17 protein-coding genes are annotated in these 26,074 nt (G+C 35.8%); 9 read left to right on the top strand and 8 right to left on the bottom strand.

From position 1 onward, the window contains the following. Positions 1-65 precede the first annotated feature (65 nt). A complete protein-coding gene (locus WFZ86_RS06875) occupies positions 66-2,828 on the top strand; it encodes a PD-(D/E)XK nuclease family protein (protein WP_342691252.1) in 2,763 nt (920 codons plus the stop codon). A gap of 304 nt (positions 2,829-3,132) precedes the next feature. After that, positions 3,133-3,792 (top strand): ATP-binding cassette domain-containing protein, encoded by a 660-nt coding sequence (locus WFZ86_RS06870; protein WP_342691251.1) that lies wholly within the window; start codon positions 3,133-3,135, stop codon positions 3,790-3,792. A gap of 5 nt (positions 3,793-3,797) precedes the next feature. Here the strand turns inward: WFZ86_RS06870 and WFZ86_RS06865 are convergent, their stop codons facing one another. Next, positions 3,798-4,580: an alpha/beta fold hydrolase gene (locus tag WFZ86_RS06865; RefSeq protein WP_342691250.1), complete on the bottom strand. Its 783-nt coding sequence runs from the start codon at positions 4,578-4,580 to the stop codon at positions 3,798-3,800. Between the two features lie 57 nt (positions 4,581-4,637). Here WFZ86_RS06865 and WFZ86_RS06860 point away from each other — a divergent pair, with 57 nt between their 5' ends. Continuing rightward, positions 4,638-5,858, top strand: coding sequence for an AbiH family protein (locus WFZ86_RS06860; RefSeq protein ID WP_342691249.1), 1,221 nt, complete (start codon positions 4,638-4,640; stop codon positions 5,856-5,858). A gap of 259 nt (positions 5,859-6,117) precedes the next feature. Here the strand turns inward: WFZ86_RS06860 and WFZ86_RS06855 are convergent, their stop codons facing one another. After that, positions 6,118-6,918 carry a TIGR00266 family protein gene (locus tag WFZ86_RS06855; protein WP_315144450.1) on the bottom strand — a complete coding sequence of 267 codons (801 nt, stop codon included), beginning with the start codon at positions 6,916-6,918 and terminating at the stop codon, positions 6,118-6,120. Between the two features lie 156 nt (positions 6,919-7,074). Next, complete coding sequence (locus tag WFZ86_RS06850) at positions 7,075-8,367, bottom strand: aminopeptidase P family protein (protein WP_342691248.1); 1,293 nt, start codon at positions 8,365-8,367, stop codon at positions 7,075-7,077. Between the two features lie 212 nt (positions 8,368-8,579). Between WFZ86_RS06850 and WFZ86_RS06845 the strand changes: the two genes are divergently transcribed. Beyond that, positions 8,580-11,204, top strand: coding sequence for a VPS10 domain-containing protein (locus WFZ86_RS06845; protein ID WP_342691247.1), 2,625 nt, complete (start codon positions 8,580-8,582; stop codon positions 11,202-11,204). A gap of 391 nt (positions 11,205-11,595) precedes the next feature. Here the strand turns inward: WFZ86_RS06845 and aceA are convergent, their stop codons facing one another. Together aceA and aceB are read right to left on the bottom strand one after the other, a co-directional pair. Further along, entirely contained in the window at positions 11,596-12,876 is a 1,281-nt protein-coding gene (aceA, locus tag WFZ86_RS06840) for an isocitrate lyase (protein WP_298294673.1), read from the bottom strand. 374 nt (positions 12,877-13,250) lie between these two features. After that, the gene (gene aceB, locus WFZ86_RS06835) at positions 13,251-14,852 is read right to left on the bottom strand and encodes a malate synthase A (protein WP_342691246.1); all 1,602 of its coding nucleotides are present in this window, start codon (positions 14,850-14,852) and stop codon (positions 13,251-13,253) included. A gap of 208 nt (positions 14,853-15,060) precedes the next feature. On the opposite strand from aceB, the gene WFZ86_RS06830 reads away from it, so the two are divergent. Continuing rightward, entirely contained in the window at positions 15,061-16,542 is a 1,482-nt protein-coding gene (locus WFZ86_RS06830) for a helix-turn-helix domain-containing protein (RefSeq protein WP_342691245.1), read from the top strand. Positions 16,543-16,645: 103 nt separating this feature from the next. On the opposite strand, the gene WFZ86_RS06825 is transcribed toward WFZ86_RS06830, so the two are convergent. After that, positions 16,646-18,007, bottom strand: a complete 1,362-nt coding sequence (locus WFZ86_RS06825) for a hydroxymethylglutaryl-CoA synthase family protein (protein WP_342691244.1) — start codon at positions 18,005-18,007, stop codon at positions 16,646-16,648. Between the two features lie 348 nt (positions 18,008-18,355). Between WFZ86_RS06825 and WFZ86_RS06820 the strand changes: the two genes are divergently transcribed. The 4 genes from WFZ86_RS06820 (at position 18,356) to WFZ86_RS06805 (ending at position 23,834) form a co-directional block, all read left to right on the top strand. Then, a complete protein-coding gene (locus WFZ86_RS06820) occupies positions 18,356-19,021 on the top strand; it encodes a succinate dehydrogenase cytochrome b subunit (RefSeq protein WP_342691243.1) in 666 nt (221 codons plus the stop codon). Between the two features lie 99 nt (positions 19,022-19,120). Further along, positions 19,121-21,130, top strand: a complete 2,010-nt coding sequence (locus tag WFZ86_RS06815; protein WP_342691242.1) for a fumarate reductase/succinate dehydrogenase flavoprotein subunit — start codon at positions 19,121-19,123, stop codon at positions 21,128-21,130. A 6-nt stretch (positions 21,131-21,136) separates the two neighbouring features. Then, positions 21,137-21,898, top strand: a complete 762-nt coding sequence (locus WFZ86_RS06810) for a succinate dehydrogenase/fumarate reductase iron-sulfur subunit (RefSeq protein ID WP_342691241.1) — start codon at positions 21,137-21,139, stop codon at positions 21,896-21,898. Positions 21,899-22,091: 193 nt separating this feature from the next. Then, complete coding sequence (locus WFZ86_RS06805; RefSeq protein ID WP_425402871.1) at positions 22,092-23,834, top strand: alkaline phosphatase D family protein; 1,743 nt, start codon at positions 22,092-22,094, stop codon at positions 23,832-23,834. A 95-nt stretch (positions 23,835-23,929) separates the two neighbouring features. Here WFZ86_RS06805 and WFZ86_RS06800 read toward each other — a convergent pair whose 3' ends face one another. Next, positions 23,930-24,562, bottom strand: a complete 633-nt coding sequence (locus WFZ86_RS06800; protein WP_342691240.1) for a response regulator — start codon at positions 24,560-24,562, stop codon at positions 23,930-23,932. After that, positions 24,559-25,914 carry a sensor histidine kinase gene (locus WFZ86_RS06795; protein ID WP_342691239.1) on the bottom strand — a complete coding sequence of 452 codons (1,356 nt, stop codon included), beginning with the start codon at positions 25,912-25,914 and terminating at the stop codon, positions 24,559-24,561. The genes WFZ86_RS06800 and WFZ86_RS06795 overlap by 4 nt, the downstream gene beginning before the upstream one ends. Positions 25,915-26,074: the final 160 nt, after the last annotated feature.

Raw genomic sequence — 26,074 nt, 5'->3', positions numbered from 1 at the left:
AATAATATAAATAGTATTTTTTTAAAAGCCGTTCTTAACTGAACGGCTTTTTTTATATTTATAAAATGATAAATCACTCTTTTTTAGATCAAATTGCGACTCAATTAATCACTAATTATTCGGGAAATTTTTCGAATATTGTTGTGGTGCTACCTAATAAGAGAGCTAAAATTTTTTTAATAGAAGCCTTAAAGAAACAAATTACAGGAACTGTTTTTTGTCCAGAAATAACTAGTATTGAAGATTTTGTACAGGAGGTTTCTGGAATTCGCGCTATAGATTCTATAGCCTTGTTATTTGAATTTTATGAAGTGTATTTGTCAATCACTTCCAAACAAAACCAGCAATCCTTTGAATTATTTGCTAATTGGGCGAAAATGTTATTGCAGGATTTTAATGAAATCGATCGCTATTTGTTGGATCCTAATTACGTTTTGTCTTATTTAAAAGATATAGAAGACATTAAAAAATGGGGAATAGCTGTTGAAGACAAAACACAATTACTTGAAAATTATATTGATTTTTGGAAATTGCTACCTCATTATTACCAATCATTATATCACTATTTGTTAGAAAAAAAAATAGGGTATCAAGGTTTAATTTACAGAGAAGCGGTAAATAACTTGCCAGAATTTTCAAAAACGATTCGGAGTAAATATCATGTATTTGCTGGCTTTAACGCCTTAAATGCTGCAGAAGAAAAAATCATTCAGCATTTAATAGCTAATGATAATGCTACTATTTTTTGGGATGCTGATCAAACATTTTTGAATGATCCTTATCACGATGCTGGATTATTTCTTAGAAGATTTAAAGAAAGTTGGAAGCACTACAAATCCCACCCTTTTGAATGGATACAGGATGATTTCTCTAAGTCTAAAAACATTCATATAATTGGTACTCCAAAAACCATTGGGCAAGCCAAAATTGTAGGTAGTCTTATTGAAAAGACCATTTCAGAACAAGAAGCACAAAATCTCGATAAAGTAGCAGTAGTTTTAGGTGAGGAAAACCTTTTGATACCGTTGTTGTATTCTCTTCCTGCTTCCGTTGGTGCGTTAAATATTACTATGGGGTATTCTAGTAAAAATAACCCAGCGCAATTGTTAGTGGCGAAATTGTTTAAAATGCATACCAATGCTTTAAAAAGGAATCCTTCTCAATATGTGTTTTATTATAAAGATGTACTCGATATTCTTACGCATCCGTTAGTAGAATCTTTTGCTAATGCGAACCACTTGGTTCGGATTATAAAAGAGAATAATTACACTTTTATTACACTTAAGAAAATATTAGAACTCCAAAACCAAACGAATTCATTATTCGATTTGTTGTTTCAAAAATGGGACAGCGGTTCTATGGCAGTTTTAGATGTTATTTCTAGTTTGTTGTTGCTCTTACGCAACAATTTGAGTAACGATAATGAAGAAGAGAAATTAACCAAAGCTTTTGTGTTTTCAATCTTTACGGTGATTAACAAGTTGAAGAGTTATTATGCTCAACACTTGCATATTGATCAAATACCGACTCTTTTTGCCATTTACAAACAGATAATTGATTTGGCTGAGGTTTCCTTCGAAGGAGAGCCGTTGAATGGTTTACAAATTATGGGAGTTTTGGAAAGCAGGGTGTTGGATTTTGATACCGTCATAGTGACTTCAATGAATGAAGGAAAATTTCCTGCGGGTAAATCAATGAATTCTTTTATTCCTTATGATGTCAAGAGAGAATTAGGATTGCCCACTTTTAAAGAAAAAGATGCGATTTATACCTATCATTTTTATCATTTATTGCAACGTGCCAAAAATGTGTATTTGATTTACAATACCGAAAATGAAGGATTAGATGGTGGTGAAAAAAGTCGTTTCATCACACAACTCGAAGTGGAGCAACGTCCGAATCATACACTTACTCACGAAATTTATAATGCCACTGTTCCTGATTCGGCTTACTTGCCGATGAGTGTTGAAAAATCGCCATTGGTTATGGAGCGTTTGAAAGAGATTGCAGAGAAAGGATTTTCACCTTCGGCGTTGACTAGTTATATTCGTAATCCTATCGATTTTTATTTCAAGAAAATAGTGCGTATTCGCGATACAGAAGAAGTTGAAGAGAATATAGCTTTGAATACTTTAGGTACAATTATTCACAAAACTTTGGAGGAATTGTACACGCCTTTTATCGATAATTTTATTTCGGAACAAGATATCGAGCAGGCTATTCAAAAAATTGATTCCGAGGTGTTGAAACAATTTAAATTGGTGTATAAAGAAGGCGAAATTTCCAAAGGGCGAAATTTATTAGCTTTTGAAGTAGCGAAACGCAACGTCTTTAACTTCTTGAAATCCGAATTGCAATCCATAAAAGGCGGTGATGCTGTTAAAATTTTGGCTTTGGAAGCGACTTTTGAGCGTGCTTTGGAACATCCGAGTTTGCCTTTTCCAGTAAAAATTGCGGGGAACGTTGACCGAATTGAAATCCGAAACGGTACCATCCGAATTATTGATTATAAAACAGGTAAAGTTGAAAAAAGCAATGTTACCTTAAAAGCTTGGAATGGATTAGTGGATGACATTAAAAATGACAAAATCATTCAAATTTTGGCGTATGCCTTTATGTATGAAACCCTAGCGAAAGAACAACCGATGCAAGCGGGTATTATCTCCTTTAAAAATAGTAAAGCTGGATTTTTACCTTTTACTTTAAAAGAAGAAAAAGTAGAAGAATCTACTATCAATGCAGCTATTTTGACAGCTTACTTGGAGCAATTAGTTGGCTTGTTGCAAGAAATTTTAGATCCAGCAATTCCATTTAAGGAGAAAGTATAATTGGATATGAGTTGGGTAAAAATCATCACTATTTTTCAGTTTTTTAAATCTACAATTTTGCTTAATTGTACGGTTTGTTTATTGCCTTTATTGTTTGGAGGGACTGAGTTTTTTAATAGTTGTTTTTTGAGCATAGGTTTTTTTTGTAGTCTTTTGTTTAAAGAGATTAATCGTAAAAATGAGTATTTGTTTTACTATAATAATCAAATTTCTAAGTCTGTTTTGTTTTTGATTTCTTGGATGATGACCTTTGTATTGCTTGTATTACTGAATTTAGTGTATCATTTTATTATAAAATTTTAAGATGAAACACGTTTTAGAAATAGATAGTATCCAGAAGAAATTTGATTTAAAAACAATTCTTTCCGATGTTTATTTGAAATGTGAAACGGGAGAAATCGTAGGACTTTTAGGGAGAAATGGTTCTGGTAAATCCACTTTATTGCAGATTGTTTTTGGTGTTTTAAAAGCTGATTTTAAATTTATTCGAGTGGACGGTGTGGTAAAGTCCAAAACAAGTGAGTTGTTTAATGAAATAAGTTATTTATCACAAGATAATTTTCTGCCCAAAAATTTTAGTGTAGCCAAAGTAATAGATTTATCCATAAAGAAGGATAAAATCAATGACTTTTATAGTGATGAAACGATAACAACTCTAAAGAATAAAAGTATTGGTGAATTGTCTTCGGGAGAGTTAAGGTATTTAGAGATTAAGTTGGTGCTAAACAATCCTTCTAAGTTTGTTCTGCTTGATGAACCCTACAATGGATTGTCGCCCTTATTAATTGAAAAAATTAATGATTTAATTCTTAAAAGTTATGCTCAAAAAGGAATAATTATAACGGATCATAATTATGAAAGTATAATTGGTATATCCACACGATTGACCTTATTAAAAGAAGGTAAATTACACCACATCAAAAATAAAGGAGAGTTGGTTGAAAAAGGATATTTATCCCGATGAATATTTTAAATCTTCTTCAAAAACTGTACTAATTCTTTAGTCAAGTCGGATTCATTTTCGATGTGGCTCATATGCCCGTCTGGAAAAGTTACCAACTCAACGGTAGTTCCTTGAATTTGAGAGACGGTTTCTTCGTAGTTTAAAACGGGGTCTTTTTTTCCTAGAATTAGTACTTTAGGAAAAGCAGTAGTGTGGAGCAAGACTTCTCGGTCTTTGCGGATTTTCATCCCTTCGAGAGAGGCGACGATGCCTTGAAGGGGCGTTTGTAAAGCTTCTTTTTTTACTTTTTCGATGCGGTCGTTCAAACGGTCGCGGTTGTCTTCGCTGAATAAATTGGCGATAGAAAGACGAATAAAGGTTTCGTAATCTTTTTTTACTGCTATAATGGCGCGTTCTCGGTTGGTTTTGCGTTCGGGACTGTCTTCTTTGGCGGTGGAGTTGAGTAACACTAATCCTTTTACGCTTTCAGGATACAACTCGGCGAAGGCTAAAGCTACGTAACCGCCCATTGAATGCCCGATGAAAACCGCTTTTCGCAGACGCAAATTAGAAAGTACTTCGTGTACTGCATCGGCATTGTCTTCCATAGTTTGGATGTAACCCATAGGTTCGGTTTGGCCGTGGCCTAACAAATCGATGGTGATGACGCGGTATTTTTGACTCAAAACGGGTACTAAAGCATTCCACATCGATTGGTTTTCAAGGAAGCCATGCAATAAAACAATAGCGGTTCCTTTTCCCGTGTCGGTGAATGCGATAGTGGTGTTTTTGTAGTGAAGGGTTTTCAAAGTTTACGGATATAAATGAAGGTCAAAATTAAAGTTTAAAAATCAAAAACCCTATATTTGAGAAACGCATTTTTTTTTATGAGTAAAATTTTGATCATTGGTAACGGTTTTGACTTGTATAATGGATTGCCTACTAAGTATGGGCATTTTATGTCAGTTATGAAAACAATAGAAACTTCTAAATTTTCTTCAGAAGTTCAATTTGACAACTTATTTGGTTCATATTTCCAAAATAATTTTAAGGCAGATTTTGAATCAATTGAAAGGAGTTACAATATCGAATTAATTAAATTTAATTCAGATAGAATCAATGAGTTAAATGTTCTTTTGGAAAATAGTTTATGGTATAAATATTTCAAAAATGTTTTAGAAATTGATACTTGGATTGATTTTGAATGTGAAGTTGAAAACGTTTTAAAACAATTGTCAATATTGTTTGAGGCTGAAACTGAACAGTCAAAAAAAGTAAATTACTTTCGCGATATTTCAATTAATTATTCTGACTTTAATTTGTTTGAGATAATTGAACACCCAATAGATGATAAAGAATTGTTTAGTGTTTCAAAAAAATATATAAATGTAAGAAATGGTTCTATTGATGTAAAGAGAATACTTTCAGATTTGATTTTATCATTTGAAGAATTCATCATAATTTTTAACCGTTATCTTAAAGATGTTGTGATGAGTTTTTATGATGCTACAAATAGTAAAAGAAAACTTCCTTTTCATTTATTGGATCATATTTATACTTTTAATTATACTCCTTCTTTAGAGAGATTATTCAATATAGCCACCTCAAAAATTACTTATCTGCACGGTAAATTAGGAGATGACACTACTCAAAACCTTGTACTAGGAGTAAGCGACTTGCCAGAAAGGATGAAAAATAGTAGAATGTTTGATTTTACTAAATATTATCAAAAAGTAATTAAAAGTTCAAATTTAAAATTCATTGATTTATCAAAAGTTTCTAAAAGCCATTTTAGTGAAAAGGTTTTCTATATTATAGGGCATTCTTTAGATGAATCGGATAAGGAATATATATTTGATTTATTTGAGTATTTGAAACTTGATAAGCAACAATGGTCAAAGATTTGTGTTTTTTGTTATAATGAACAAGATGAAGAGAGTAAACTGAGAAATTTATTCAATATAATAGACAAGGATATTATTCTTGAAATGAATAAAACAGGTAGATTATATTTTAGTTCGCTGACAGATGATAATATATCTAAAGAATTTGAAAAAGAACTTAGAGTCAATAATTTTACTTTTTAAGGAAACAATTCTCATTCAGGAATTTTTGTTAAGTCGTTTTTTTTACACTTTTTAAATTCAAAATGTAACCTAAAAAAGCCAAATGTTATTTTTTAGCCCCGATAGTAGCGAAAATCCTCTAGTGCCGGGGTTCGGTACTAGAGATTGCAGCGGATAGCGGGACGGTGCATACAAAAAATTCCTGTGTTTACTGCTCCTAAAAAAAAATACCCCAAAATTTGTTGTTTTGGGGTAGGGTGTTTTTGAAACTTTTCTGTTGTTAAAAGCGGTTATCGCCGTCTAAAAGATTGCCGAGTCCGCCCAAAAGGCTGCCTTCTTCACGGCTACTTCCGCCAGCTCTTGGGGCTGAAGCAATGATACGGTCGGCCAATCTAGAGAACGGAAGCGACTGAATGTATACTGTTCCAGGGCCACGCAAAGTCGCGTAAAACAAGCCTTCGCCACCGAAAAGAGAGTTTTTGATGCCGCCAATGAACTCGATATCATAATCGACATCTTGAGTGAAACCTACGATACAGCCGGTGTCAACTTTTAGGATTTCGCCAGGTTGTAATTCTTTTTTGGCTAAAGTTCCGCCTGAATGTACAAAAGCCATACCATCGCCTTCTAGTTTTTGCATGATGAAACCTTCTCCACCAAAAAGTCCTGTGCCTAATTTTTTGGAGAATTCAATACCCACGGCTACGCCTTTGGCAGCGCAAAGGAAAGCGTTCTTTTGACAAATGAATTTTCCGCGAAATTGTCTCAAATCAATTGGAATGATTTTTCCGGGATAGGGCGAGGCAAAGGAGACTTTGCTTTTGTTGTAATTTTGATTGATAAAGGCCGTCATGAACAGACTTTCTCCTGTTAGAACTCTTTTTCCAGCGCTCAATAATTTACCGAACAAACCCGTTTGTTGTTGGGAACCGTCTCCGAAAATGGTTTCCATTTGGATGCCATTGTCCATCATCATAAAACTTCCCGCCTCGGCAATAACAATTTCTTGTGGGTCGAGTTCTATTTCTACATATTGCATTTCTTCGCCATAAATATGGTAGTCTATTTCGTGTGCTATCATGATTTTGTGTTTTAAGGTTTAAGAAATTAGTAAGTGGTTAAATGGAAATGTTACATTATTTAGGCATAAAAAAACGGCATCCAAAATAGATGCCGTTTGTTGTTTAGGTTTTTTGATGTACAATTTCGCTTCAATTTGCGAATTTGCGGTTGAACTTTATGCGTTCATTAAACTCTCAATTTCATCCGCTTCAATCGGAATGTTGCGCATTAAATTGAACGGTTCTCCTGATTTTTGAATTACCACATCGTCTTCAATTCGGATACCAAAACCTTCGGCAGGAATATAAATTCCAGGTTCTACGGTGAAAACCATATTGGCTTCCATTGGTTCGTGGAGCAATCCATAATCGTGCGTGTCGAGTCCCATATGGTGCGAAGTGCCGTGCATAAAATATTTTTTGTACGCAGGCCAATCAGGATTTTCGTTTTGAACGTCCGCTTTGTCAATCAGACCTAAACCTAATAATTCGGAAGTCATAATTTTACCAACTTCTACGTGGTATTGTTTCCAAAGTGTCCCTGTAGTAAGCATTTTGGTAGCTTCGTTTTTCACACGAAGTACTGCGTTGTACACGGCTTTTTGTCTTTCAGAATAGCGACCAGAAACTGGAATAGTACGGGTTAAATCGCTTGAATAATTGGCGTACTCTGCCGCTACATCAAGCAACAATAAATCGCCTGCTTTGCATTGTTGGTTGTTTTCGATGTAGTGCAATACATTGGCATTATTTCCAGATGCGATAATGGGCGTGTAGGCAAACCCTTTGGAGCGGTTGCGAACGAACTCGTGAATCAATTCGGCTTCTACTTCATATTCCATTACGTTGGGTTTCACAAACGAAAGCAAACGACGGAACCCTTTTTCGGTGATGTTACACGCTTGTTGGATCAAATCGATTTCTTCGGTTTCTTTTATAGAGCGAATGTGTTGTAAAATTGGGTTGCTTTTGGCTACGGTATGCGCTGGATATTGTGCTTTCCATTTTTTGATAAAACGGTCTTCACGGGTTTCGGTTTCTACTGCTGAACGATAGTGTTCGTTGGTGTTGATGTACATTACTTCGGCATACATCATAATTTCTTTCAAGGTTTTGTCAAAATCTTGTAGCCAGAAAACTGTTTTGATTCCTGATACCTGAAACGCACGTTCTTTGGTTAGTTTTTCGCCTTCCCAAATCGCAATGTGCTCATTGGTTTCTCTCAAGAAAAGGATTTCTTTCAAGTGTTCGTATGGCGCATCTGGGAATAACAACAAAATGCTTTCTTCTTGATCTACACCGGATAAATAGAAAATATCTCTATGTTGTGCAAAAGGTAAAGTGCTATCGGCAGAAACAGGATATATGTCGTTTGAATTAAAAACCGCAACGCTTTTCGGTTTCATTTGAGCAGTGAATTTTTCTCTGTTTTTTACAAAAAGCCCACTGTTTATTTGATGATATTTCATAACAACCAATTATTTATTAGTAATACTCAAAAATAGTAACTTTAGTAGAAACGGGTGTTAATTTGGGTATAAAATTTTTGAGTCTCTATTTTAATGCTTAATTTTCGTTCAAAATTGATGCAAATGAAAGTCGCAAGGCCTAAAATTAGTTCAAAGAGAGATTAATTTTTGTGCGACTTCCTTATTCCTCTAAAAACAAATAGTTTTTACATATGAAAAAAATTGCCTTCTTAATCAGTGCCTTGACCTTTAGTGTTTCCTGGGGCCAAAATGGTACTACTACCACAACGCCAACTTTGTTTCAAGAGTTGACTTTGCAAAATGTTGGACCCACAGTAATGAGTGGACGCGTAGTAGATGTAGCTGTAAATCCTGAGAATCCTATCGAATTTTATGTAGCTTATGCCTCAGGTGGGTTGTGGTATTCGAATACGAATGGTTTGCGAATGGAACCTGTTATGGATACAGCGCCTACACTAAATTGTGGTTCTGTCTTTGTGGACTGGAAATCAGGAATGATTCTGGTAGGTACAGGAGAAATCAATTCTTCGAGATCTTCTTATGCAGGGATAGGTTTGTTGCAATCATTTGACAAAGGAAAAACCTGGAAAAATATTGGATTGACCGACAGTCATCACATCAGTAAAATTTTGGTGAACCCAAAAAACAGCAATGAAATTGTTGTTGGAGTGGCGGGACATTTGTATACCAAAAACAAGGAAAGAGGTGTTTTTAAAACGACCGATGGTGGAAAATCGTGGCAACAAGTGTTGTTTGTAAATGATGAAACCGGAGTGATTGATATGGCTGTGGCCGAAAATAATTTTGAAGTACTATACGCCAGTGCCTGGCAGAAAGATAGAAAAGCACACAATTTCAATGGAAACGGAAAAGCTTCTGGTATTTATAAAAGCACTGATGCGGGATCGACTTGGCAGTTGATTTCTACTCCAGAAAGTGGCTTTCCTTCGGATGAATTCGTCGGGCGTATTGGATTATCAGCTTTTACTTCAGATAGTATTTATGCGGTGATGGACAATCAAAAAATGCGTCCATCGGCTAAAAAAGAAAAAGATCCCAACGATGAAGATCCAGAGGTAATTGGTGCCGAAGTTTTCAAATCCATCAACGGAGGGAAAACGTGGGTAAAAACCAATACGAGTTTTATTGACGATTTTTATTCAAGCTATGGGTATTATTTTGGCGATATCACGGTAGACCCAAAAAATCAAGAACGAATTTATATTACAGGGGTTCCGTTGTTGTTTTCTGATAATGGAGGTAAAACATTTCAATCTATTGATGGTGACAATGTGCACTCCGATCATCACGTAGTTTGGATCAATCCTAATAATCCGAATCATTTGGTTAACGGAAATGACGGTGGTTTGAATATTACCTATGATAATGGAAAATCGTGGCAGTTATGCAACAGTATTCCAGTGGGACAGTTTTATGCCGTGAATGTCGACGAACAAGAACCGTATAATATTTATGGTGGTTTGCAGGATAATGGCGTTTGGGTTGGTGCGAGTAATTACAATGCTTCTATTGGCTGGCAACAAGAAGGAAAATATCCTTATGCGAGATTAATGGGTGGCGATGGGATGCAAATCCAAATCGATAAGCGCAATCCAAATATCGTTTTTACAGGCTACCAATACGGAAGTTACTACCGCATCAATCGCGCGGATGAATCTAAAAGTAAATTCATCGCTCCAAAAGCCAAAAAAGGAGATAAACCTTATCGATACAATTGGCAATCGCCTATTTTATTGTCTTCTCACAATCAAGACATTTTGTATTTAGGGTCTAATTTTTTACACCGTTCTATGAATCAAGGTGATACTTGGACGGCTATTTCACTGGATTTGACTCAAGGAGGTAAACAGGGAAATGTGGCTTTTGGAACGTTGACCACCATCAGTGAAAGTCCTTTCGAGTTTGGAGTGTTGTATACGGGTAGCGATGATGGTTTAGTGCAATTCAGTAATAACGGTGGAGCGAATTGGAAAGTCATTTCTACTACTTTACCACAAAACCTTTGGGTAAGTAGAGTAGTGGCTTCTGCGCACAAAAAAGAGCGTGTTTATGTAACGCTCAATGGGTACCGAAATGACGATTTTACAAGTTATGTATATGTTTCAGAAGATGCAGGGCAAACTTGGAAAAGTATAGCGAACAATCTTCCTGCAAGTCCTGTAAATGTGATTTTAGAAGACAGTATTTTGGATAGTGTGTTGTATGTAGGAACTGATAATGGTTTGTACATTTCTGTAGATGGCGGAGCTTCTTGGCAAGATTTTTCAAACGGAATGCCTCCTGTAGCAGTGCACGATTTGGTGATTCAAAAGAAAGCCAAAGATTTAATTGTGGGCACACACGGTCGTTCTGTGTATAAAGTGAGTTTGAAACAAGTACAAGAATTGAAAAAGGAGGTTTTAGACAAAACTCTTTATGTGTATGAAGTCAAAAGCACAACCAAATCCGAAAGATGGGGTTCGAAACGTGGCGCTTGGGGTGACGAATTTATTCCAAAAAATGAGCTTTGGTTTTATTCAAATTCCGCTGGAAATGTAAGTGTTCAATTAGAAAATCTTTCCAAAGAAATCGTGTATACAACTACTGTTGCCGCTCAAAAAGGATTGAACAAAGTGGTTTATGATTTAGTCATCGACAAAGCTGCAGCCGACAAATGGATGGCAAAAGATAAAAAGCTAAAAATTACTCCTGCTAAAAACGGAAAGTATTATCTGCCTGCGGCCAAATATACTTGGAGTGTTGCTAAAGACAAAGATAAAGCGACAACACCTTTCGAAATTGTTGCGCCTAAATAAAGAGGTCTGTTTGAAAAATCAACCATAATTTCCGATGGTTTTACGTTGAAAGGTTATGATAACTAACTTGTTTTTGAACCATATAAGGCATTTAAGGTCATTGAAGTTAGGTAAAAAGTAGTAACTCTAATTTGTGTATACTTTTTATCCTTTTACTAAAACCAAAAGAGGGCTTTTGAGTCATATTTACAACTCTTATATGGCCTTAAATGCCTTATATGGTTAAAAATTTTGCGAACCTAGCGTAAACCTTTGCGAACCTTGCGGTTAAATTTCAACAAAGATTTTTCGCATTGACACGATTAAGAACAAAAACAAAAGGCACGATTCCAAGTTGGTTTCGTGCCTTTTTTTGGCAAACATCTTTAACAATTAAACTTCTAAAATATTTTTAAAATTGTGCCACTTCTGTTGAGTCTTTCATTGCTGTTGTAGAGGCTTTTCCAGTAGTAACCGTATTTTGAACAGCATCAAAATAGCTAGTCCCCACAAAACCTTGGTGTTTTACGGCTCTAAAACCGTGTTGTTGCAAAGCAAATTCTCTTTCTTGTAATTCAGAGTAGCCCGCCATACCTCTTTCTTTGTAAGCTTTAGATAATTCAAACATACTCGTGTTCAAAGCGTGGAATCCAGCCAAAGTAATGAATTGGAATTTATACCCCATAGCCGCCAAGTCTTCTCTAAAAGTTTCCATTTCAGCAACTGAAAGTTTCGCCGCCCAGTTGAACGAAGGCGAACAGTTGTAAGCTAACATTTTTCCTGGGTATTTCGCGTGAATCGCATCAGCAAATTGTTTTGCGTAAGCCAAATCAGGATTACTCGTTTCCATCCAAATCAAGTCCGCATACGGTGCATAACTCAGCCCACGGTCAATACCTTGCTCCACGCCACAGTTTACGTAAAAGAAGCCTTCGTCTGTTTTTTCTCCTGTGATGAATTTTGCATCCCTTGGGTCTATATCGCTAGTTAATAAGTTCGCCGCATCTGCATCCGTTCTTGCTACAATCAGGGTTGGCGTTCCCATCACGTCGGCAGCCAAACGTGCAGCGATTAATTTATTGATGGCTTCTTGCGTAGGAACCAAAACTTTTCCCCCCAAGTGTCCGCATTTTTTAGCAGAACTCAATTGGTCCTCAAAGTGTACACCCGCTGCTCCCGCTTCAATCATCGATTTCATCAATTCAAAAGCGTTCAAGTTTCCTCCAAAACCTGCTTCAGCATCGGCTACAATCGGAACCAAATAGTCTTTTTTATCTGCAGTTTTGTTCACCACTTGAATTTGGTCAGCGCGCAACAAAGCGTTGTTGATTCTTTTTACAACCAACGGAACACTGTTGGCAGGATACAACGATTGGTCAGGATACATTTCGCCCGCCACATTCGCATCGGCTGCTACTTGCCAGCCGCTTAAGTAAATCGCTTCTAGTCCAGCCTCCACTTCTTGAATGGCTTGATTACCGGTCAATGCGCCTAATCCGGCAACAAAATCCTGCGATTTCAATCTGTTCCAAAGTTTCGTAGCGCCCATTCTAGCGATACTGTGTTCAATTTGGTAGGAACCTTGCAATTGCACCACTTCTTCTGCGGTATAAGGACGTTCGATGCCTTCCCATCTTGGGTTCGTTAACCAATCAGTTACTAATTCTTGAATGCGTGTTTCGGTGGTTTTCATAATTTTTGATTTAAGTTTTTTGGTTTTTTATTTTGGTTTGTTTTGATTTCAATAATTGAAAAAGGTATTTTCAGGAGCGGCAATCAAAGGGCTTTTTCAGTGAATATGGGTCCCGCTCTCCGTTATATCTCTGTCCTCGCTCGTTCGCGAGTCCAGAGGATGCCACTGCTATCGGGGCTAAAAGCCAGCATAGTGAATTCTTGTTAGTAATAGCCAATCACGAAGTACTAGAAACGTACACCCAACGGCTAAGAACGATGCACTAAGTTCTAAGGACTATTGACTAATCACTAGAAACAAAAAGCTAACGACTAAGGACTATCCACTAATTACTAATGACTAATCACTAAGTACTACTCACTAAGTACTACTCACTACAAATACTTATACCCCGGTATCGTCAAGAACTCTACAAATTTTTTGTTCACTACCAGTTGGTCTAGTAATTTTTCTGCCAAGATGTAGTTTTCCTCCTCGTGTGCTTGGTCACCCACTTGCTTTCTGATTTTTTCATATTCTTCCAAAGCAATGCGGTGGTACAATTTGGTCGTTAATTTTTCTCCCGAATCCAACGTCACCTCATTTTGAAGCCATTGCCACAATTGCGACCTTGAGATTTCGGCAGTGGCAGCATCTTCCATCAAGTGGTGAATCGCTGCAGCGCCTTGTCCGTTTAGCCAAGAAGTGATGTACAGCACGGCCACATTTACGTTTTTGCGAATCCCTTCTTCGGTAATGGTACCCACTGGAATTTGCAACAAATCCGCTTCGGTAATGTGCAAATCCGCTCTCTTGATGTGAATATGATTTTTGGTCATCATATTTTCATTAAACACTTTCATCGCTATCGGAACCAAATCAGGATGCGCTACCCAAGTTCCGTCGTGTCCGTTTCTGGCTTCTCTTTCTTTGTCTGCAATCACTTTTTTGAAGGCAATTTCGTTGGCTTCAGGGTCATTCTTAATCGGAATTTGTGCTGCCATTCCGCCCATAGCGTGGATGTTGCGTTTATGACAACGCTGAATCACCAATTTAGAATACGCGTCCATAAAAGGCGATGTCATTGTTACTTGGTCGCGGTTCGGAACGATAAAGGCAGGATTATTTCTGAATTTTTTGATGTATGAAAAAATGTAATCCCAACGCCCGCAATTCAAGCCTACAATATGGTCTCTTAATTCGTAGATGATTTCGTCCAACTGAAAACTAGCGGTTATGGTCTCAATCAAAACCGTTGCTTTAAACGTACCGTGTTGTTCTCCAAGGTATTCTTGTGCAAATTCAAACACTTCGTTCCACCATCGGGCTTCCAAATAATGCTCTAGTTTGGGTAAGTAAAAATAAGGAGCCGAACCGTTTCTGGCCAATTGGTCGTGATTATGAAAAGCATACAGCCCAAAGTCAATCAAAGAGCCAGAAGCTTCTTCGTCTTCTATCAAGATGTGCTTTTCGTTCAAGTGCAATCCTCTTGGACGTACAATCAAAACGGCTGTTTTTTCTTTTAGTTCATATTTTTTATTCCGTAAAGGGTCGTCAAGTGTTATGGTTTTATTTACGGCATCTTTTAGGTTTCGTTGCCCTTCCATTATGTTGTCCCAAGTAGGCGAAGTGCTGTCTTCAAAATCGGCCATAAAAGTTTTGGCACCCGAGTTCAACGCGTTAATTACCATTTTTCTATCTACTGGTCCAGTGATTTCCACTCGTCTATCGATTAAATCTTTTGGGATAGGAGCCGCTTGCCAGTTGCTTTCTCTGATGCTTTTGGTCTCCAAAGGAAAGATGGGTAACACACCATTATCAAATTGGACTTGTTGTGCTTTACGGGCTTCTAAAAGTTCCAATCGTTTAGCATTGAAATTTTCGTGCAAAGCCGTCAAAAAATCGATGGCTTCCTCAGTTAAAATGTTCTCGTGTTGTGCAATTTCTTCATTCAAAAATTGCCATTTTTTTTCGGTGGTTTCGGTTAGTGTTTTCATATGTTGATATTTCATTTTTTATCGGTCATATGTAATTCGCATATTGTTTTTGGTGGTTATTAGCCATTTAGTGCTATGCTCATTTCATAACTAGTTCATTTTGATATTGCAATACTACAAAAAGTTTTTTACAAAACAAGCGAACGTTCGCAAAAAATCAAAAAAATGTTTTTTGCGTATTTTGGTTTTTTAATTTATCTTTGATTTTATGAACATAGAGAAAGATTATATTAAGTTGATTTTTGGGCTTAAACTCAAGCAGGCTCGAATGAATAAGGATTTGTCTTTATTCGGTTTGGCAAAGATTACGGAGTTGTCCAAATCGTATTTGAACGAAATCGAAAAAGGAAAAAAATATCCCAAAACGGATAAAATTATTCTGTTGGCCGAAAAACTAGAGGTTTCTTATGACCAAATGGTGTCTTTGAAACTCGATAATAATCTGGCTCCCATTGGCGAAATTTTAAAATCGGGAGTGTTGAAAGAAATTCCGTTGGAATTGTTTGGCATCCAAGAAGCCGATTTGATTGATATTATCGCCAATGCCCCCGCAAAAGTCACGGCCTTTATTAGTACGATTATCGAAATCGCACAACATTATAACCTTACACGTGAAAGTTTCTTTTTGGCGTCTTTGCGTTCTTATCAAGAAGCACACAATAACTATTTTGAAGATTTAGAAGAAAAGGTGTTGATGTTTTGCAAAGCCTTTCACGTAGATGTAACCACAAATATTTCTATCGAGGAGTTAAAGGCGATTCTAAAAGAGGAATACGGCTACATCATCAAAGAATTGGTGTTTTCTGAGCAAGAAGAAATGGGAGATTTACGCTCAATTTATGTGCCTACGAGCAAAACCTTATTGCTTTCGGACGAAATTGATGAAGGGCAAAAGGCTTTTGTGTTGGCCAAAGAAATCGCTTATAATTTTATGGAAATCAAAGAGCGTTTGTATACGTTCAGTTGGATTAAATTCGACAATTTTGACCAAGTCTTGAATAATTTTTATGCGTCTTATTTTGCGGGTGCATTATTGTTGCCGAGACAAAATCTGATTGATGAATTGAATTTGTTTTTGGCTAAAGAAAATCCAAAACCACAAGAGATGGTGCAATTGATGACGCAATTCAACGTCTCGCCAGAGTCCTTCTATCAGCGATTGACGAATATTTTACCAAAGGATTTCAATTTGAAAAACTTATTTTTCTTGCGTTTGTCTCACAAAATAGGCGCTGATACCTACCAAATCAAAAAGGAACTACATATTACCAATCAGCAAGAGCCACACGCCAACGAAATGAACGAGCACTACTGTCGCAGATGGGTGTCGATTAAAACTATTGAACAATTGTTAGAACAAGGCAAGACGCATTTTTTTGATGCGCAAGTATCGCGTTATGAAAACAGCAGCAATGAATATTTAGTATTTTCCTCGGCTACTCCCGATCCGTTTAAGAAAGATTGTTTGCGAAGTATTTCGGTGGGGATTTTAATCACGCCATCGGTAAAGAAAAAGTTCAAATTTTTAGAAGGCGATGTGGTGCCCAAGCAATTGGTAGGCGTAACCTGCGAAACTTGTGCGGTGAAAGATTGCCAAGAGCGCGCCTCCGAGCCCATTCATCTCAATCAAAAAATACGCAACGAAAACACCGAAGCCATCGTTCAGAAGTATATGGCGAAGTTTAGTTAAAGCTTAGTCTATCTGTTTGTTGTAAGTTGAATGGGCGTTTTATAAGACAGATTTCATTGATTATATTAGAAATCAATGAAATCTGTTTTTTATAATTTAGTTTCTACTCCACCCATTTGTAATAACGAGCGCCCAGTAAGTTGGGATTTTCGTTTTCAATACGATCCAAAATCCATTCGTTTTGTGGGGTGCGAATGGGTTGTTTTTGTTCTTTTTTGTGGAGTTTCTCGTAGGTTTCAAAATCAATAGCGACACTTTTTTCTAAAGTTTCAAATAGTGCTACAGGTTGTAATGCTTTTTTCCAATCCGCTTGAATCGTTCCCTCGAAAACTTTCGATTTTGAACCGCTTCCGTAGGCTAAAAAGCCCATTTTTTCGTTAGCAATTTCAGTATTGTTTTCTGAAAAATGTGCCAAAGTCGATAACAATCCCATGAAAATGGAACCAGTATATAAGTTTCCAATTAAAGAGGAAGCGATTTCTGCAGGCTGTAATTTTTGACTCACAAAATCTTGATAAGCGGGTGTCTTGCTGATTTCTTTGAGTTTGTTTTGGTATTCTTCTGGGGTTTCGTTTCCAGTAATAACTGCTTCGGTTGCATCTAAGGCATAAATTTCCGTCAACATACGTCGTCCTTGAAAGGCATACGGTAAATGCATCACAATGCTTTTCCAGTTGTTGTAAATCGTTTCAGAAGTGTTTTTTTCTTTTTTGAAAGCAAAGTAGGCGTCTTTGGTACGATCCATATAACATTGGTTCGAATATTGTCCGTCAAACACTGGTTGGTCTTTGTGAATTTCAATTTCACCTTCTAAGTTATCAAACCAAGCCTCGTTGTTGTTATTGCCTGTGATTTCTTGTTTTGAGATAGTTCTGTAAGGTTTAAAAAAGTCAAATACACCTTTCGTGCTTACACCCCAATGATTCTCAAAAGCAATAATTCTTGGATTAGCAGAGATGAGTATGGCTACAGCTCCTGCGCCTTGGGTATATTCTCCGGTGGAGTTTAGGTCGTATTTGGCAAAATCTGTAGTGATAACAATGGCTTTTTTGGTGGGATTTAATTTTATAAAATCCAAACAGTTTTGCATCGCATCCACTCCGCCAATGCAGGCAAAAGTAAAATCAACTGCATCGCAATGCGTTAAACAGTTTTCTCCAAATTTTTGTTCCATCAAGGCTACCAAAAACGAAGCGATGGGCTTGGAGCTGTCGATTGCGCTTTCGGTTCCAATGTAAATTCTAGAAATATCGTCTAAAGCTATATTTTGATCTTGGATGAGTTTTGTTAAAGCATTGGCTCCAAAAACTACAGTGTCTTGATGGGCATCGGCGAGTGTCATATTCGTCAATCCTAGTCCTTTTTGCAATTTTGCGGGTTCTATATTTCGAGCTTCGGCTAAGGTTTGTATGGGTAAGTGTATTTTGGCTACGTCAAAGGATAGGGCGTCAATTCCGATTTTCATGGTATAAATTTTTGAACTGCAAAGGTAAAATGACAGCGGGCAAATACAAGGTTTTTGGGGGATTATTGTGTTTTTGGATTGCATTTTTTTTGATTAAAAGCAAAACAAAAAGCTTTGTTAGCAAATCTGTAATTTTAGTTTCTTTTTGGTCGAAAATACTGTAGATATGGTAATTGTATTTTTTTTCTTTTTTTAAGTTTTGTTTAGACTATAACGTCATAAAACACCTGAAAAACAGTAGGATATTAAACACTTTAAAATCATTATAAATAATGCAAAAAAGGTTGTGGTTCATGAGTAATTCGCTTATTTTTGTGTGAAATTTTTAATAATCTATATAAAAAAATTATGGCACAAACTGCATTGTTAAAGTCTTCCATAGCCAGAAAAGTGGCGATGGCACTTTCGGGACTTTTCTTAATTACTTTCTTGTCATTGCATTTTTTCATTAATATGATATCGGTTTTTAGTGCGGATACTTTTAATGCAATGTCTCACTTTATGGGCTATAACCCAGTAATCCAATTTGTTATGCAACCTATTCTAATTGCTGGAGTGATTTTTCACTTTGTTATGGGGATAGTTTTAGAGCTACAAAATAAAAAAGCGCGACCTATAGGGTATGCTAAATATGATGGAGCAGCAAATGCTTCATGGGCGTCTAGAAACATGATTATTTCTGGATTGGTGGTTTTAGCATTTTTAGGATTGCACTTTTATGATTTTTGGGTTCACGAAATCACTTACAAATATGTAGAAGTAGGTGCAATTAACGAAACTCGTTATTTTGAAGAATTGGTTCATAAATTCGAGAGCCCAGTACGTACAGGTATTTACGTAGGTGCTTTTGTTTTGTTGGCCCTGCATTTGTGGCATGGTTTCAGTTCTTCTTTTCAATCAGTAGGATTCAATAATAAGTTTTCTTCTACTATTCAAAAATTAGGATATGCGTTCGCAATTGTGGTTCCTTTCGGATTCATTTTTATTGCTTTATTTCATCATTTTAATCATTAATATCAATCGATAATGAAATGAGCATAGTTGTTAATTGATTGGTTTAAATTAATAATGATTGCGAATTACATAAGACCGATAAAAAAATAAATGTCACATATGAAACTAGATTCTAAAATACCAGAAGGTCACATTTCTCAAAAATGGACGGATTATAAAGATCACTTAAAATTAGTTGCTCCCAACAATCGCCCTAAGATTGATATTATTGTTGTTGGAACAGGACTTGCAGGAGCTTCTGCTGCGGCTTCATTTGCAGAAATGGGGTACAATGTAAAAGCATTTTGTTATCAAGATTCTCCTCGTCGTGCACACTCTATTGCTGCACAAGGAGGAATTAATGCTGCCAAAAACTACCAAAATGACGGAGATAGTACATTCCGATTGTTTTACGATACCATTAAAGGAGGAGATTATAGAGCACGTGAAGCTAACGTTCACCGTTTAGCAGAAGTGTCAAGCAATATTATTGATCAATGTGTGGCTCAAGGAGTTCCTTTTGCACGTGATTATGGAGGATTGCTTGATAACCGTTCTTTTGGAGGAACTCAAGTACAACGTACGTTTTACGCAGCAGGACAAACTGGGCAACAATTGTTATTGGGCGCTTATTCGGCATTATCAAGACAAATTGGTTTAGGACGTGTTGACATGTACAACCGTCACGAAATGTTGGAATTAGTAAAAGTAAATGGTAAAGCTCGTGGAATTATAGCTAGAAATTTGGTTACAGGTGAGATCGAAAGACATTCTGCTCATGCGGTAATTATTGCAACTGGAGGATACGGAAATGTGTATTTCCTTTCTACCAATGCAATGGGGTCTAACGTAAGTGCAGGTTGGAAAGTACACAAACAAGGCGCCTTGTTTGCGAATCCTTGCTATGTACAAATTCACCCAACTTGTATTCCAGTACACGGAACTAATCAATCGAAATTAACGTTGATGTCTGAGTCATTAAGAAACTCAGGACGTATTTGGGTACCAAAGAAAAAAGAAGATGCTGAAGCGATTCGTGCAGGTAAAATGAAACCTACACAAATTGCCGAAGAAGATAGAGATTATTACTTAGAAAGAAAATACCCTGCATTTGGTAACTTAGTTCCTCGCGACGTAGCTTCTAGAGCAGCCAAAGAAGTTTGTGATGCTGGTCATGGAATTGAAGCTAATGATACTAATGAAGGGGTTTATTTGGATTTCTCTTCTGAAATTCAATCCAAAGGAAAGCAAGTAGCTTACGCCAAAGGAAATCACAATCCATCTCAAGAAGAAATTACTACCTTAGGGAAAAAATGGTTAGAGGAGAAATATGGTAACTTGTTTACTATGTATCAAAAAATCACCGACGAAAATCCATATGAAACGCCAATGAAGATTTATCCAGCGGTTCACTACACGATGGGTGGTGTATGGGTAGATTATAACTTACAATCTACTATCCCTGGTTGTTTCGTAGCTGGAGAGGCTAATTTCTCTGATCACGGAGCGAATCGTTTAGGAGCTTCTGCTTTGATGCAAGGTTTGGCAGATGGTTATTTTGTATTGCCTTACACGGTTTCGGATTATTTAGCTGATGATATTCGTACTGGAAAAATCTCTACTGATTTACCAGAATTCGTAGAAGCGGAGAAAAATGTAAAAGAAAGCATCGAAAAATTCTTAAGCAATAACGGAACAAAAACCGTAGACCACTTTCACAAACGTTTAGGCTTAATTATGTGGAATAAGGTTGGAATGGGACGTAACGAAAAAGGATTGCAAGAGGCTATTAAAGATCTAGCAACTTTAAAAGAAGAGTTCTACAAAGATGTTTTTGTACCTGGAAGTGCAGATGAATTGAATCCTGAGTTAGAAAAAGCATTACGTGTTGCTGATTTTATAGAATTAGGACAATTGATGGCAATTGATGCTTTACAACGTAAAGAATCTTGTGGAGGTCACTTCCGTGAGGAGTATCAAGATGCTGAAGGTGAAACTCTTCGTGATGACGAAAACTTTAAGTTTGTTGGCGCATGGGAATATATGGGCTATGACATTAATCAAGAGGTACTTCACAAAGAAGAATTGAAATACGAGTTTATTAAAATAGCAGCTAGAAATTACAAATAGAAAATCATGAGCGCAGCAAAAAATATCAATATAAACCTTAAAATTTGGCGTCAAAAGAATGCTAAATCAAAAGGAAGCATGGAAAGTTATAAATTAGATAACGTTTCTACTGCCAGTTCGTTTTTGGAAATGTTAGACCAATTAAACGAGCAATTAGTTAGCGAAAGAAAAGAACCTATTGCTTTTGACCATGACTGTCGTGAGGGAATTTGCGGAATGTGTTCTTTGTACATTAACGGACGTGCTCACGGACCAGATACAGGAATCACTACTTGTCAATTACACATGAGAATGTTCAACGATGGAGATACAATTTTCATTGAACCATGGAGAAGTGCTGCTTTTCCAGTGATCAAAGATTTAGTTGTAGATCGTTCTTCATTTGATAGAATACAACAAGCGGGAGGTTTCGTTTCTGTAAATACTTCTGGTAGAACAATGGATGCGAATGCTATTCCAATCCCAAAACACGATGCAGATAGAGCTTTTGAAGCAGCAGCTTGTATTGGTTGTGGAGCTTGTGTAGCTACTTGTAAAAATGGTTCAGCGATGTTGTTCGTTGGAGCCAAAGTTTCACAGTACGCACTTTTACCACAAGGAAAAGTAGAGGCTACAAATCGTGTATTGAATATGGTTCGTCAGATGGATGAAGAAGGATTCGGAAACTGTACCAACACTGGAGCTTGCGAAATAGAATGTCCAAAAGGAATTTCTTTAGAGAATATTGCTCGTATGAACAGAGAATATTTGACAGCAAGTTTGAAATAATTGCCTTAAGCAAATACAAAAAGTAAAAAACGCATCCAAATAAATGGATGCGTTTTTTTTGATATATAAACTTAAGCTTTAGTTAATATTGATAACGTTCCCTGTACAAAACAGTAATGAATTGTTAAATATTTGCAAATACTATGCACGCACAGCAATTGTATATTTGTTAAAATTATACAATTTTTGAATTATGAAATCCAATTTTAGCCGCCGTTCCTTTCTTAAAAACTCTTTGTTGTTTTCAGGAGGAGTTTTATTAGCTCCCAATTTTATTAGTTGTTCCAAAGATGATGAGCCAATCAATCAAGCACCGACTGATTTAAAACTATCTAATTTTAATGAGGGGGTGGCCAGTTTTGATCCAACAGCTACAAGTATTATTCTTTGGACTCGTTATGCTGCTTCCAAAAATGGTAGTGTAAATTTGTCTTGGGAAATAAGTGCTGATGCTAAATTTAGTCAAGTTTTGCGTCAAGGGAAAGTTGTAACCGATGAATCAAGAGATTTTACAATTGCTGTTGATGTCCAAGGATTACCTTCTAATAAAGCTTTTTATTATAGATTTTATAATGTAGCAACCAAGGAAGTTTCTGTAATTGGAGAGACTATTACTTTACCCTCTATTTCAGATAGTATATCTCAAGTAAAAATGGCGGTTTGTTCGTGTGCTAACTTTGCTGCAGGATTATTTACGGTTTATGAGGCCATGGCAAAATCTGATGTTGATGTAATCGTTCATTTAGGAGATTATATTTATGAATATGGTGCTGGTGAATACGGAACCAATGCCTATACAGCAAGTTTGGGAAGAACGCATGTTCCAGCTAATGAAATAGTTACGTTAGAAGATTATAGAGCTCGATATAAACAATATAGAAGAGATGAAAAATTAAAATTAGCACATCAAAAAAAGCCATTTATAGCAGTTTGGGATGATCATGAAATTACCAATGATACTTATAAAGATGGCGCAGAAAACCATCAGCCCAAAGAAGGCGATTTTTCAGTTAGAAAGTTAGCTGCATTAAAAGCGTATAGCGAATACATTCCTCTTAAAACCGGAAATGATAGTAGAATTTACAGAGATTTTCATTTTGGAAATTTACTGTCTTTGTATATGTTAGATACGCGAGTAATTGCTAGGGATAAACAATTAGAATATGCTACATACTTTTCTTCTAATGGTTCTTTTAATGCAACTGCATTCCAAGCAGATTTATTGAACCCTAACCGTCAGCTTTTAGGTTCCGAACAAATGAGTTGGTTGGGTTCAAAAATAGCTTCAAGTACCTCAACCTGGCAAGTACTTGGGCAACAGGTTTTGATGACCAAAATGATGCTACCCTCAGAGCTATTACTGTTAATGGCTCAAATTAATGGAGAAATAGATGCTTTAGGAAGTGCGCAACCAGCAACTTTACAGGCTTTTCAGACCTCGGTAAGTGGATTAGTTACCATAAAATCTAGAATATTAGCTAATGATCCTACGGTAACTGCTGCTGATAAATTAAGATTGTCTACTGTTTTGCCTTATAATTTGGATGCTTGGGATGGTTATCCGATAGAGAGAGAGAAATTGTATGCATTGTTGAATGGTAAAAAAGTAGTTACCCTAGCCGGAGATACACACAATGCTTGGCAAGGTGAATTAAAATCATCTTCTAATAAAGTGGTTGGTATTGAAATAGCTACTTCTTCTGTTTCTTCTCCGGGTTTAGAAACTTATTTAGGAATTGGTGGTACCCAGCTGGTACAATTTGAGCAAGCTTTGAATTTGTTGATTGATGATTTAGAATATTCTAATTTATCCAAAAGAGGATATTTAAAAGCTACTTTCTCAGCAACAGATGTAAAAGCCGAATGGTTTTTTGCAACTACTGTTTTTGAAGCTGGAGCTGCTGTAAACCTTGAAAAAACAATTACTAAGAGCTAATATTTTTTTAATATAGTGCAAAGCTAGGAACAATTTATAATGGAATTGTTCCTGGCTTTTGGTTTCTTCGATTTGTGTTTTAAAAGTCGTGTTTTTTACCTATTTAATCCTTTTTCAAAAGCAACTCGAACCAGACCAGCAGTGTTTTTTACCCCTAATTTTTGAATCAAATTACTTCGGTGGGACTCCACTGTTTTAGCACTTACAAAAAGTTTTGTTGCCATCTCTTCTGTAGTGAATTCTTGGATAATGAGATTTAAAATCTCTTTTTCTCTTGCGGTGAGTTTTGGGATAAAATAACTAGAGGTTTCTAAGCCTATCGAATCATTTAATAAAATTTCACTTATTCGTTTAGGGAGATATCTTTTACCATCCATCGCTTCTTTAATCGCTTCTATTACTTCTGTTTTACTGGTGTTTTTCAACAAATAACCGGAAGCACCATTTTTTAAAATCTGTTTGATAAGCAAACTGTCTTCAAAATTTGTGAGGGCTATAATTTTTAGATTTGGATGTTTTGTTAATAGCTCTTTGCAGGCATTGATTCCATTTCCGTCAGGAAGATTTATGTCTAAAAGTAAAACAGCAATGGAGTCGTCTAGTTGCTCAAAGGTATCTTTTAGGTTTTCAAAAGATTGTACAATTTCAACTTCTTTATTGGATTTTAGCATTGTTTTGATGCCTTCGATTACAATCGTGTGGTCGTCTGTGATGGCTACTGGGATCATTTCGTTTTGTTTAAGTCGATTGAAAGCGTATAGGAAGTTCCTAAATTCGAACTGTTACTGTCTAATTGTGCATTCAAAAAGGCAACTCTAGTTTTGATGTTTTTATGGCCAATTCCTTCTGTAATTGAACTTTTGTCAAAACCAATACCGTTATCTTCAACGGTGATAAAAAGTTCCTCTTCTCTATAATTGAATTGGATCATCGCTTCAGTTGCTTTGGAATGTTTTAAAATATTAGTAACCAATTCTTGAATAATCCTGTAAATAACAGTTTCTGATTTCTTTGAGAGTTCGATGTAGTTTCCAAAACACTGAAAATCTATTTTGAAAGTATCAGAAGTATTTATTTTTATACAATATTCCCTAGCAGTTTCGATTAACCCATAATCTAAAATGGATGAAGGCATCAAATTATGTGAAATGCTTCTTACATGTGCACACGATTCGTCAACCATATCTATGATTTTGGTTAGATTTTCAGAGTCAGTAGTACTTAAATTCGATTCTTCAAGTGTTGATAATCTATATTTAATTGCTGATAAATCACCATTTAAACCATCGTGCAATTCTTGTGCAATTCTTCGTCTTTCCTTTTCTTCACCATCAATCAAGGCTTCTAATTTTGAAAGTTCTTGTTGTTGTTTTTCTAACAAAATAGCTGCTTTATTTTGTTGATTTTCTTCATTAACTAATTTTATTTTATAGGCTAAACCAAATGCAAAACAAAAATTTTCTATAATAATTCCAATTAAAAAAACCTTTATCCCACCAAGTTTCATATAAACAGACATATAGAAACTAACTAATGCAAAAAAAATATAAAAGAACAAACCTGTTAAAAAAAAATATTTGTGTTTTCCTGAGTGCTTTATCGCTTTTGGCACTAAATAGAGAAATAAAATTAAAACAGTAGGCAGATATAAAAATTGAAAAAAATTAAAAAAAATGTGGAAGGTCTTGAGTTTAAAAGAGACTAAAAAAATAATTGAAAAAAAAGCCCATAAAAAAGACAGAATTTTAATAACCTTTATTGATATGATATTGAATAGTCTATCCAAATCAAGAAAATATATTGAAAAAATAAAATAAAAATTATAAAATACTACTTGGACATACCAGTTTAGATGATTAAAAAAAAGATTTGCATCTGAAGAGTTGAAAACATTTTGCAAAACATCTAATAAATAATAATAAATAGGTTCTTTTTTTGTTAAAAGATAAAATAGAATTGTAATGTTGTAATAGGCATAATATTTAAAACTTTTTTCTTTCGTATATATATGTAAGCAAATACTTAGCACTAAAAAAAGCACTAAATAAGAGATTGCAATATTCCAAATAAAATCAGCCATAGTTAAATATAATAAAGGTATTTTCACTTTCAAAAGAAAACAAATACTAAGCTATTTTTTGTGTGTTAAAATAAAAAACATATAGTTTCTTGTAATGATTTAATCGAATAAATCGGAAAATAAGATTGAAATTTTTCCTTTCATTATTATTTGTATTTTT

Source organism: Flavobacterium polysaccharolyticum (assembly GCF_038739875.1).
GTDB lineage: Bacteria > Bacteroidota > Bacteroidia > Flavobacteriales > Flavobacteriaceae > Flavobacterium > Flavobacterium polysaccharolyticum.
This window is presented reverse-complemented; position numbering and strand designations above follow the sequence as displayed.